Origin of the sequence: Citrobacter sp. H12-3-2 (genome assembly GCF_009649895.1) — a bacterium.
Taxonomy (GTDB): Bacteria; Pseudomonadota; Gammaproteobacteria; order Enterobacterales; family Enterobacteriaceae; genus Citrobacter; species Citrobacter portucalensis.
Map to the genome: position 1 here is coordinate 1,273,139 of NZ_CP045837.1, position 12,423 is coordinate 1,285,561.

General features: G+C 52.1%; 5 protein-coding genes, 1 tRNA gene and 3 rRNA genes. 8 read left to right on the top strand and 1 reads right to left on the bottom strand.

Features of this window, described 5'->3' with window-relative positions; translation table 11 throughout:
- The first annotated feature begins 103 nt into the window (after nucleotides 1–103).
- The 8 genes from rluD (at nucleotide 104) to GHC22_RS06095 (ending at nucleotide 12,060) form a co-directional block, all read left to right on the top strand.
- On the top strand, nucleotides 104–1,084 hold the full coding sequence (rluD, locus tag GHC22_RS06060; protein ID WP_003826464.1) for a 23S rRNA pseudouridine(1911/1915/1917) synthase RluD: 981 nt from the start codon (nucleotides 104–106) through the stop codon (nucleotides 1,082–1,084).
- Nucleotides 1,081–1,812, top strand: a complete 732-nt coding sequence (yfiH, locus tag GHC22_RS06065; RefSeq protein ID WP_153752455.1) for a purine nucleoside phosphorylase YfiH — start codon at nucleotides 1,081–1,083, stop codon at nucleotides 1,810–1,812. The genes rluD and yfiH overlap by 4 nt, the downstream gene beginning before the upstream one ends.
- A 129-nt stretch (nucleotides 1,813–1,941) precedes the next feature.
- Nucleotides 1,942–4,515, top strand: a complete 2,574-nt coding sequence (gene clpB, locus GHC22_RS06070) for an ATP-dependent chaperone ClpB (RefSeq protein ID WP_020996274.1) — start codon at nucleotides 1,942–1,944, stop codon at nucleotides 4,513–4,515.
- Between the two features lie 443 nt (nucleotides 4,516–4,958).
- Nucleotides 4,959–6,500: ribosomal RNA gene (locus GHC22_RS06075) — 16S ribosomal RNA — on the top strand.
- Between the two features lie 85 nt (nucleotides 6,501–6,585).
- Nucleotides 6,586–6,661, top strand: a tRNA-Glu gene (locus GHC22_RS06080).
- Nucleotides 6,662–6,882: 221 nt separating this feature from the next.
- Nucleotides 6,883–9,790: ribosomal RNA gene (locus GHC22_RS06085) — 23S ribosomal RNA — on the top strand.
- Nucleotides 9,791–9,887: 97 nt separating this feature from the next.
- Nucleotides 9,888–10,003, top strand: a 5S ribosomal RNA gene (rrf, locus tag GHC22_RS06090).
- Together the 16S, 23S and 5S rRNA genes with 1 tRNA gene alongside form the textbook arrangement of a ribosomal RNA operon.
- A gap of 758 nt (nucleotides 10,004–10,761) precedes the next feature.
- A complete protein-coding gene (locus GHC22_RS06095) occupies nucleotides 10,762–12,060 on the top strand; it encodes an MFS transporter (protein WP_153752457.1) in 1,299 nt (432 codons plus the stop codon).
- Here GHC22_RS06095 and GHC22_RS06100 read toward each other — a convergent pair.
- On the bottom strand, nucleotides 12,057–12,392 hold the full coding sequence (locus tag GHC22_RS06100) for a YfiM family lipoprotein (protein ID WP_370458816.1): 336 nt from the start codon (nucleotides 12,390–12,392) through the stop codon (nucleotides 12,057–12,059). The two genes, GHC22_RS06095 and GHC22_RS06100, sit on opposite strands and share 4 nt — an antisense overlap.
- Between the last annotated feature and the right edge of the window lie 31 nt (nucleotides 12,393–12,423).

Below are 12,423 nucleotides of genomic sequence, written 5' to 3' on the forward strand. Positions count from 1 at the left end.
ACGGGAGATTCTCTGTTCCTGCTCCCGGTTAAGACCAGCTACAATAGCACACTATATTAAACGGCAAAGCCGTAAAACCCAACGTTAAACGAAGAAGCAGTTTATGGCACAACGAGTAGAACTCACCGCAACAGTCTCCGAAAATCAGCTCGGTCAACGCTTAGATCAGGCTTTGGCCGAATTGTTCCCTGATTATTCGCGATCGCGCATAAAAGAATGGATCCTCGACCAGCGCGTACTGGTAAATGACCAACTTTGCGATAAACCGAAAGAAAAAGTGTTGGGTGGAGAGCGTGTCTCCATCAATGCGGAAATTGATGAAGAGGTTCGTTTTGAACCTCAGGATATCCCACTGGATATCGTTTATGAAGATGACGACATTCTTGTCATCAACAAACCCCGTGACCTTGTAGTGCATCCGGGCGCCGGGAATCCCGATGGTACGGTATTGAATGCGTTACTGCATTACTACCCGCCAATCGCGGATGTTCCTCGTGCAGGTATCGTGCACCGTCTGGATAAAGACACGACCGGATTAATGGTGGTGGCAAAAACGGTTCCGGCGCAAACACGTTTGGTGGAGTCGTTGCAGCTGCGCGAAATTACCCGTGAGTACGAAGCCGTGGCAATTGGTCACATGACTGCTGGCGGAACCGTTGAGGAACCGATTAGCCGTCACCCGACCAAGCGTACGCACATGGCGGTACACCCAATGGGGAAACCGGCGGTAACGCACTATCGCATTATGGAACACTTCCGTGTGCACACGCGTCTGCGGTTGCGTCTGGAAACCGGACGTACGCACCAGATCCGCGTGCACATGGCACATATCACTCATCCGCTGGTGGGCGATCAGGTTTACGGCGGTCGTCCACGTCCACCGAAAGGCGCTTCTGACGAATTTATCTCCGTACTGCGTAAGTTCGACCGTCAAGCGCTGCACGCGACCATGCTGCGTTTGTATCACCCGATTTCCGGTATCGAAATGGAATGGCATGCGCCGATCCCACAAGATATGGTGCAGTTGATTGAAGTGATGCGCGCTGATTTCGAAGAACATAAGGATGATATTGCCTGGCTATGAGTAAGCTAATTGTCCCGCAGTGGCCGATACCGCAAGGTGTCGCGGCGTGTAGTTCTACCCGTATTGGCGGAGTTAGTATGCCGCCTTACGATTCGCTGAATCTGGGCGCCCATTGCGGCGATAACCCGGAACATGTTGAAGAGAACCGCAAACGACTGTTTGCTGCGGGCAATCTGCCGTCAAAGCCAGTCTGGCTGGAGCAGGTCCACGGTAAGGATGTCCTGAAACTGACCGGCGAGCCTTACGCCTGCAAACGCGCAGATGCGTCGTACACCAACACGCCGGGTACCGTGTGTGCGGTGATGACCGCTGATTGTTTGCCGGTGTTGTTATGCAACCGTGCCGGAACCGAAGTTGCTGCGGCCCATGCGGGGTGGCGCGGATTATGCGCCGGCGTGCTGGAAGAGACGGTGGCGTGTTTTACCGACAAACCTGAAAACATTATTGCCTGGCTAGGCCCGGCGATAGGTCCAAACGCGTTTGAAGTTGGACCAGAAGTCCGCGAGGCGTTCATGACGAAAGATCCGCAAGCGGACCTCGCATTTGTACCGCGTGGCGACAAGTATCTGGCGGATATCTACCAGCTTGCGCGCCAGCGTCTGTCCAGTGTCGGGGTAGAGAACATCCACGGCGGCGACCGTTGCACCTTCAGCGAAAGTGAGACGTTCTTCTCTTATCGTCGCGACAATACCACGGGTCGTATGGCAAGTTTTATTTGGCTGATATAACCTAAAGAATCAAGACGATCCGGTACGTGTAATTTTCTTTTCACATAATTCAGGTCATTCACCTTGAATAATTGAGGGATGACCTCATTTAATCTCCAGTAGCAATTTTGACCTGTTATGGGAGGAGTTATGCGTCTGGATCGTCTTACTAATAAATTCCAGCTTGCTCTTGCCGATGCCCAGTCACTCGCATTGGGGCACGACAATCAATTCATCGAACCACTTCATCTAATGAGCGCCTTGCTGAATCAGGAAGGGGGATCGGTACGTCCTTTATTAACATCTGCTGGCATTAATGCTGGCCAGTTACGTACAGCCATTGACCAGGCGTTGAGCCGTTTGCCACAGGTAGAAGGTACCGGTGGCGATGTGCAGCCTTCTCAGGAACTGGTGCGTGTACTGAATCTTTGCGACAAGCTGGCGCAAAAACGTGGGGACAACTTTATTTCGTCAGAACTGTTCGTTCTGGCGGCGCTTGAGTCACGCGGTACGCTGACCGACTTATTAAAATCAGCAGGCGCGACGACCGCCAATATCACTCAGGCAATTGAACAAATGCGTGGAGGTGAAAGCGTGAATGACCAGGGGGCTGAAGACCAACGTCAGGCCTTGAAAAAATATACCGTCGATCTGACCGAACGTGCCGAACAGGGCAAACTCGATCCGGTCATCGGCCGTGATGAAGAAATTCGCCGTACCATTCAGGTGCTGCAACGTCGTACTAAAAATAACCCGGTGTTAATCGGTGAACCCGGTGTCGGTAAAACCGCCATCGTTGAAGGGCTGGCCCAACGCATCATCAATGGTGAAGTGCCGGAAGGCTTAAAAGGCCGTCGTGTACTGGCGCTGGATATGGGCGCGCTGGTTGCTGGGGCCAAATATCGTGGTGAGTTCGAAGAACGTTTAAAAGGTGTGCTGAACGATCTCTCGAAACAGGAAGGCAACGTCATTCTGTTTATCGACGAATTGCATACCATGGTTGGGGCGGGTAAAGCCGATGGCGCAATGGACGCCGGGAACATGCTGAAACCAGCACTGGCTCGCGGGGAACTGCACTGCGTAGGCGCAACAACGCTTGATGAATATCGCCAGTACATCGAAAAAGATGCGGCGCTGGAACGTCGTTTCCAGAAAGTGTTTGTGGCTGAACCTTCAGTGGAAGACACCATCGCAATCTTGCGTGGCCTGAAAGAACGTTATGAACTGCACCATCATGTGCAGATTACTGACCCGGCGATTGTTGCGGCTGCTACGCTGTCTCATCGCTATATTGCCGATCGTCAGTTGCCGGATAAAGCTATCGACCTTATTGACGAAGCGGCATCCAGCATTCGTATGCAGATTGACTCCAAGCCGGAGGAACTCGACAGACTCGACCGCCGTATTATCCAGCTCAAACTGGAACAGCAGGCATTAATGAAAGAGTCTGATGAGGCAAGTAAAAAACGTCTCGATATGCTCAACGAAGAGCTGGACGACAAAGAACGCCAGTATTCTGAGTTAGAGGAAGAGTGGAAAGCTGAAAAAGCTTCCCTCTCGGGAACGCAAACTATCAAGGCTGAGCTGGAGCAGGCAAAAATCGCCATCGAACAGGCGCGCCGCGTTGGCGACCTGGCGCGGATGTCTGAACTGCAGTACGGCAAAATTCCTGAACTGGAAAAACAACTGGAAGCAGCCACCCAGTCTGAAGGCAAAACCATGCGTCTGCTGCGTAATAAAGTTACGGATGCAGAAATTGCTGAGGTGCTGGCGCGCTGGACCGGGATCCCAGTTGCTCGCATGCTGGAAGGCGAACGAGAAAAACTGTTGCGTATGGAGCAGGAGCTGCACAGCCGCGTGATTGGTCAGAACGAAGCGGTGGAAGCCGTTTCTAACGCCATCCGTCGTAGCCGTGCGGGCTTGTCCGATCCGAATCGTCCGATTGGTTCATTCCTGTTCCTTGGTCCAACTGGTGTCGGTAAAACCGAACTGTGCAAAGCGCTGGCAAACTTTATGTTCGACAGTGACGATGCAATGGTGCGTATCGATATGTCCGAGTTTATGGAGAAACACTCGGTGTCTCGTCTGGTTGGGGCACCTCCGGGATATGTCGGTTATGAAGAGGGTGGTTACCTGACGGAAGCAGTACGTCGTCGTCCCTACTCTGTCATCTTGTTGGATGAAGTGGAGAAAGCACACCCGGATGTGTTCAACATTCTGCTGCAGGTGCTTGATGATGGTCGTTTGACTGACGGACAGGGGAGAACGGTCGACTTCCGTAATACGGTTGTCATCATGACCTCGAACCTGGGGTCCGATCTGATCCAGGAACGCTTCGGCGAGTTGGATTACGGTCACATGAAAGATATGGTGCTGGGCGTCGTGAGCCACAACTTCCGCCCGGAATTCATCAACCGTATAGATGAGGTTGTTGTATTCCATCCGCTGGGTGAGCAGCACATTGCTTCTATTGCTCAGATCCAGTTGCAGCGTCTGTACAAACGTCTGGAAGAGCGTGGCTATGAAATCCATATTTCTGACGAGGCGCTTAAACTGCTGAGCGCAAATGGTTACGATCCGGTGTATGGCGCGCGTCCATTGAAACGTGCTATCCAGCAGCAGATCGAAAACCCGCTGGCGCAGCAAATTCTGTCTGGTGAACTGATTCCGGGCAAAACGATTCGTCTGGAAGTGAATGACGATCGCATAGTGGCAGTGCAGTAAGTCACAAAACAACAATAAACGGGCCCTGCGGGGCTCGTTTTTGTATAAAATCCAGGCATAAATGAACGTATCGATTGAAAAGTAATCGCTTGATAAGTTTTTTATATTTTTAACTTGTCAGCCTGAAATAACTCCCTATAATGCGCCTCCACTGACACGGAACAACGGATTACAAGCCGCCGGGTCAGCGGGGTTCCACTAAGAACTCCGGCGAAGAAAGCGAAATTAAATGCTTGACTTCGTAGCGGGATGGCGTAATATGCACACCCCGCGCCGCTGAGAAAAAGCGAAGCGGCACTGCTCTTTAACAATTTATCAGACAATCTGTGTGGGCACTCGAAGATACGGATTCTTAACGTCGCAAGACGAAAAATGAATACCAAGTCTCAACGAGTGAACACGTAATTCATTACGAAGTTTAATTCATTGAGCATCAAACTTTTAAATTGAAGAGTTTGATCATGGCTCAGATTGAACGCTGGCGGCAGGCCTAACACATGCAAGTCGAACGGTAGCACAGAGGAGCTTGCTCCTTGGGTGACGAGTGGCGGACGGGTGAGTAATGTCTGGGAAACTGCCCGATGGAGGGGGATAACTACTGGAAACGGTAGCTAATACCGCATAACGTCGCAAGACCAAAGAGGGGGACCTTCGGGCCTCTTGCCATCGGATGTGCCCAGATGGGATTAGCTAGTAGGTGGGGTAACGGCTCACCTAGGCGACGATCCCTAGCTGGTCTGAGAGGATGACCAGCCACACTGGAACTGAGACACGGTCCAGACTCCTACGGGAGGCAGCAGTGGGGAATATTGCACAATGGGCGCAAGCCTGATGCAGCCATGCCGCGTGTATGAAGAAGGCCTTCGGGTTGTAAAGTACTTTCAGCGAGGAGGAAGGTGTTGTGGTTAATAACCGCAGCAATTGACGTTACTCGCAGAAGAAGCACCGGCTAACTCCGTGCCAGCAGCCGCGGTAATACGGAGGGTGCAAGCGTTAATCGGAATTACTGGGCGTAAAGCGCACGCAGGCGGTCTGTCAAGTCGGATGTGAAATCCCCGGGCTCAACCTGGGAACTGCATCCGAAACTGGCAGGCTAGAGTCTTGTAGAGGGGGGTAGAATTCCAGGTGTAGCGGTGAAATGCGTAGAGATCTGGAGGAATACCGGTGGCGAAGGCGGCCCCCTGGACAAAGACTGACGCTCAGGTGCGAAAGCGTGGGGAGCAAACAGGATTAGATACCCTGGTAGTCCACGCCGTAAACGATGTCGACTTGGAGGTTGTGCCCTTGAGGCGTGGCTTCCGGAGCTAACGCGTTAAGTCGACCGCCTGGGGAGTACGGCCGCAAGGTTAAAACTCAAATGAATTGACGGGGGCCCGCACAAGCGGTGGAGCATGTGGTTTAATTCGATGCAACGCGAAGAACCTTACCTACTCTTGACATCCAGAGAACTTAGCAGAGATGCTTTGGTGCCTTCGGGAACTCTGAGACAGGTGCTGCATGGCTGTCGTCAGCTCGTGTTGTGAAATGTTGGGTTAAGTCCCGCAACGAGCGCAACCCTTATCCTTTGTTGCCAGCGGTTCGGCCGGGAACTCAAAGGAGACTGCCAGTGATAAACTGGAGGAAGGTGGGGATGACGTCAAGTCATCATGGCCCTTACGAGTAGGGCTACACACGTGCTACAATGGCATATACAAAGAGAAGCGACCTCGCGAGAGCAAGCGGACCTCATAAAGTATGTCGTAGTCCGGATTGGAGTCTGCAACTCGACTCCATGAAGTCGGAATCGCTAGTAATCGTGGATCAGAATGCCACGGTGAATACGTTCCCGGGCCTTGTACACACCGCCCGTCACACCATGGGAGTGGGTTGCAAAAGAAGTAGGTAGCTTAACCTTCGGGAGGGCGCTTACCACTTTGTGATTCATGACTGGGGTGAAGTCGTAACAAGGTAACCGTAGGGGAACCTGCGGTTGGATCACCTCCTTACCTTAAAGAAACGTTCTTTGTAGTGCTCACACAGATTGTCTGATGAAAAGTAAATAGCAAGGCGTCTTGCGATTGAGACTTCAGTGTCCCCTTCGTCTAGAGGCCCAGGACACCGCCCTTTCACGGCGGTAACAGGGGTTCGAATCCCCTAGGGGACGCCACTTGCTGGTATGTGTGAGTGAAAGTCGCCGACCGAAGTATCTCAAAACTGACTTACAAGTCACGTTTGAGATATTTGCTCTTTAAAAATCTGGATCAAGCTGAAAATTGAAACGACACACTGTTTCATTTCTCCGTAATAAGAAATGAAAAGCGGTGTGTTCGAGTCTCTCAAATTTTTGCAAGTCGATGATGAATCGAAAGAAACATCTTCGGGTTGTGAGGTTAAGCGACTAAGCGTACACGGTGGATGCCCTGGCAGTCAGAGGCGATGAAGGACGTGCTAATCTGCGATAAGCGTCGGTAAGGTGATATGAACCGTTATAACCGGCGATTTCCGAATGGGGAAACCCAGTGTGATTCGTCACACTATCATTACGTGAATACATAGCGTAATGAAGCGAACCGGGGGAACTGAAACATCTAAGTACCCCGAGGAAAAGAAATCAACCGAGATTCCCCCAGTAGCGGCGAGCGAACGGGGAGCAGCCCAGAGTCTGAATCAGCATGTGTGTTAGTGGAAGCGTCTGGAAAGTCGCACGATACAGGGTGAAAGTCCCGTACACAAAAGTGCATGTGTTGTGAACTCGAAGAGTAGGGCGGGACACGTGGTATCCTGTCTGAATATGGGGGGACCATCCTCCAAGGCTAAATACTCCTGACTGACCGATAGTGAACCAGTACCGTGAGGGAAAGGCGAAAAGAACCCCGGCGAGGGGAGTGAAAAAGAACCTGAAACCGTGTACGTACAAGCAGTGGGAGCACCCTTTGGGGTGTGACTGCGTACCTTTTGTATAATGGGTCAGCGACTTATATTCTGTAGCAAGGTTAACCGAATAGGGGAGCCGAAGGGAAACCGAGTCTTAACTGGGCGTTAAGTTGCAGGGTATAGACCCGAAACCCGGTGATCTAGCCATGGGCAGGTTGAAGGTTGGGTAACACTAACTGGAGGACCGAACCGACTAATGTTGAAAAATTAGCGGATGACTTGTGGCTGGGGGTGAAAGGCCAATCAAACCGGGAGATAGCTGGTTCTCCCCGAAAGCTATTTAGGTAGCGCCTCGTGAACTCATCTTCGGGGGTAGAGCACTGTTTCGGCTAGGGGGTCATCCCGACTTACCAACCCGATGCAAACTGCGAATACCGAAGAATGTTATCACGGGAGACACACGGCGGGTGCTAACGTCCGTCGTGAAGAGGGAAACAACCCAGACCGCCAGCTAAGGTCCCAAAGTCATGGTTAAGTGGGAAACGATGTGGGAAGGCACAGACAGCCAGGATGTTGGCTTAGAAGCAGCCATCATTTAAAGAAAGCGTAATAGCTCACTGGTCGAGTCGGCCTGCGCGGAAGATGTAACGGGGCTAAACCATGCACCGAAGCTGCGGCAGCGACACTATGTGTTGTTGGGTAGGGGAGCGTTCTGTAAGCCGTTGAAGGTGTATCGTGAGGTATGCTGGAGGTATCAGAAGTGCGAATGCTGACATAAGTAACGATAATGCGGGTGAAAAACCCGCACGCCGGAAGACCAAGGGTTCCTGTCCAACGTTAATCGGGGCAGGGTGAGTCGACCCCTAAGGCGAGGCCGAAAGGCGTAGTCGATGGGAAACAGGTTAATATTCCTGTACTTGGTGTTACTGCGAAGGGGGGACGGAGAAGGCTATGTTAGCCGGGCGACGGTTGTCCCGGTTTAAGCATGTAGGCGGAGGTTCCAGGTAAATCCGGTACCTTATTAACGCTGAGGTGTGATGACGAGGCACTACGGTGCTGAAGTAACAAATGCCCTGCTTCCAGGAAAAGCCTCTAAGCATCAGGTAACACGAAATCGTACCCCAAACCGACACAGGTGGTCAGGTAGAGAATACCAAGGCGCTTGAGAGAACTCGGGTGAAGGAACTAGGCAAAATGGTGCCGTAACTTCGGGAGAAGGCACGCTGATATGTAGGTGAAGTGGTTTACCCATGGAGCTGAAATCAGTCGAAGATACCAGCTGGCTGCAACTGTTTATTAAAAACACAGCACTGTGCAAACACGAAAGTGGACGTATACGGTGTGACGCCTGCCCGGTGCCGGAAGGTTAATTGATGGGGTTATCCGTAAGGAGAAGCTCTTGATCGAAGCCCCGGTAAACGGCGGCCGTAACTATAACGGTCCTAAGGTAGCGAAATTCCTTGTCGGGTAAGTTCCGACCTGCACGAATGGCGTAATGATGGCCAGGCTGTCTCCACCCGAGACTCAGTGAAATTGAACTCGCTGTGAAGATGCAGTGTACCCGCGGCAAGACGGAAAGACCCCGTGAACCTTTACTATAGCTTGACACTGAACACTGGTCCTTGATGTGTAGGATAGGTGGGAGGCTTTGAAGTGTGGACGCCAGTCTGCATGGAGCCATCCTTGAAATACCACCCTTTAATGGCTGGTGTTCTAACGTAGACCCGTAATCCGGGTTGCGGACAGTGTCTGGTGGGTAGTTTGACTGGGGCGGTCTCCTCCTAAAGAGTAACGGAGGAGCACGAAGGTTAGCTAATCCTGGTCGGACATCAGGAGGTTAGTGCAAAGGCATAAGCTAGCTTGACTGCGAGAGTGACGGCTCGAGCAGGTGCGAAAGCAGGTCTTAGTGATCCGGTGGTTCTGAATGGAAGGGCCATCGCTCAACGGATAAAAGGTACTCCGGGGATAACAGGCTGATACCGCCCAAGAGTTCATATCGACGGCGGTGTTTGGCACCTCGATGTCGGCTCATCACATCCTGGGGCTGAAGTAGGTCCCAAGGGTATGGCTGTTCGCCATTTAAAGTGGTACGCGAGCTGGGTTTAGAACGTCGTGAGACAGTTCGGTCCCTATCTGCCGTGGGCGCTGGAGAATTGAGGGGGGCTGCTCCTAGTACGAGAGGACCGGAGTGGACGCATCACTGGTGTTCGGGTTGTCATGCCAATGGCATTGCCCGGTAGCTAAATGCGGAAGAGATAAGTGCTGAAAGCATCTAAGCACGAAACTTGCCCCGAGATGAGTTCTCCCTGACTCCCTGAGAGTCCTGAAGGAACGTTGAAGACGACGACGTTGATAGGTCGGGTGTGTAAGTGTAGCGATACATTGAGCTAACCGATACTAATGAACCGTGAGGCTTAACCTTACAACGCCGAAGATGTTTTGGCGAAGAGACAGACACAAGATTCAGCTTGATTACAGATTAGATTGACATGCAAAAGCGTGTTGATAAACAGAATTTGCCTGGCGGCTGTAGCGCGGTGGTCCCACCTGACCCCATGCCGAACTCAGAAGTGAAACGCCGTAGCGCCGATGGTAGTGTGGGGTCTCCCCATGCGAGAGTAGGGAACTGCCAGGCATCAAATAAAAGCGAAAGGCTCAGTCGAAAGACTGGGCCTTTTGTTTTATCTGTTGTCTGTCGGTGAGTGCTCTCCTTAGGAGGACAAATCCGCCGGGAGCGGATTTGAACGTTGCGCAGCAACGGCCCGGAGGGTGGCGGGCAGGACGCCCGCCATAAACTGCCAGGCATTAATTTAGTGAAGAAGCCCATCCTGACGGATGGGCTTTTTTGCGTCTGTGCGGGATGAAAACCGCCGGATGCGGCGTGCCGCCTTATCCGGCCTGCAGAGGCAGGGCTGAATGTATTTTGTAGGCCTGATAAGCACAGCGCATCAGGCAACGCGGCGGTACATTGCCGGATGCGGCGTGCCGCCTTATCCGGCCTACAGGGGCTGGGCTGAACGTATTTTGTAGGCCTGATAAGCGCAGCGCATCAGGCAACGCGGCGGTACATTGCCGGATGCGGCGTGCCGCCTTATCCGGCCTACAGGGGCTGGGCTGAATGTATTTTGTAGGCCTGATAAGCGCATCGCATCAGGCAACACGGTGGTACATTGCCGGATGCGGCGTGCCGCCTTATCCGGCCAACAAAAGCACACTGTCTCGATCTACTACACGGATCTCTCCCTCGAACATATCTGAATCCTTTCTCTGCTAATTAAAATCGTGATCTTTACCGCACAATAAGATATAACAATTATATAACATTCTATTCACTAAAAAACACACAACCATCATTGATAAATTCACGCGATCGTTGGCAGGGGTACAATTCTAATGGCTGATAGTAGTGTAACTGAGAACGGGGCGCTGGCAGACGGCGATACCCGTCGTCGTATATGGGCGATTGTCGGAGCATCATCAGGGAATCTGGTCGAATGGTTTGATTTCTATATCTATTCATTCTGCTCTCTTTATTTTGCTCATATCTTTTTTCCATCAGGAAATACCACCACACAACTCTTACAAACCGCTGGCGTTTTTGCCGCTGGCTTCTTGATGCGACCAATTGGAGGCTGGCTGTTTGGCCGTATCGCGGATAAGCACGGGCGTAAAAAGTCCATGTTGCTGTCCGTTTGTATGATGTGCATGGGATCGTTGGTGATCGCTTGTCTACCGGGATATGAAACTATCGGTACCTGGGCCCCAGCGCTATTACTGCTGGCAAGGCTATTCCAGGGGTTATCTGTCGGTGGTGAATACGGAACCAGCGCGACCTATATGAGTGAAGTCGCCGTTGAAGGTAAGAAAGGTTTTTATGCTTCATTCCAGTACGTAACGTTAATCGGCGGACAGTTACTGGCATTACTGGTTGTGGTCATATTACAGCACACGTTAGAAGACTCTGCGCTCAGAGAGTGGGGTTGGCGTATTCCATTTGCGTTGGGCGCCGTGCTGGCTATTGTTGCGCTATGGCTGCGTCGCCAACTGGATGAAACCTCGAAACAGGATGTTCGCGCGCTGAAAGAAGCGGGTTCCCTGAAAGGTCTGTGGCGTAATCGCAAAGCTTTTGTCATGGTGCTTGGTTTTACCGCCGCGGGTTCGTTGTGTTTTTACACATTCACAACCTATATGCAGAAGTACCTGGTTAACACAGCCGGTATGCATGCCAACGTAGCCAGCGGGATTATGACGGCGGCACTGTGTGTGTTCATGCTGGTACAACCGTTGTTTGGCGCCTTATCTGATAAAATTGGCCGGCGTACTTCAATGCTGTGTTTTGGCGCGTTGGCCGTGATTTTCACCGTTCCCATTCTGACAGCATTGCAAAGCGTAACATCCCCGTATATGGCGTTTGCTCTGGTGATGTGTGCTCTGTTAATCGTCAGTTTCTATACGTCAATTAGCGGTATTCTGAAGGCCGAAATGTTCCCGGCACAGGTACGCGCTCTTGGGGTCGGCTTATCTTATGCGGTGGCCAATGCGCTGTTTGGCGGTTCAGCCGAATATGTCGCGTTGTCCCTGAAGTCTGTCGGTATGGAAACGACATTCTTCTGGTACGTCACTGCGCTGGCAGTAGTTGCGTTTTTAGTATCGCTAATGCTGCATGGGAAAGGGAAAGGTCTGCGCCTCTAGTAATGTGCCAGTTGCCAGACCGCATAGCCGGTAGATGCGCCTGCAACATCCCAGGCGAAGTCCTTCCAGCTCCAGCCGCTCCCTGCGGGACGGCTGTCCCATAGCTCTTTTGACGCGCCCAGGCCGACTGAGAACATCAGGCCGATAGCCGCACTGCGATCGCGGCTGTTGCCCTGATGTTGGGCATATTCATTGCCGGCTGCGGCAAGCATGGCGGAGGCGATGAAGTGTTGAGCTTTGTCTTGCCCGCTCCACTGGTCGTTAGCCATATGGCTGCAGCCCGAAATGGCAAGGATACTGGTAAGAATGAACAGGCGCACCGTTGCCTCCATATGAAAAACCCCGTCACTGGACGGGGTCTTG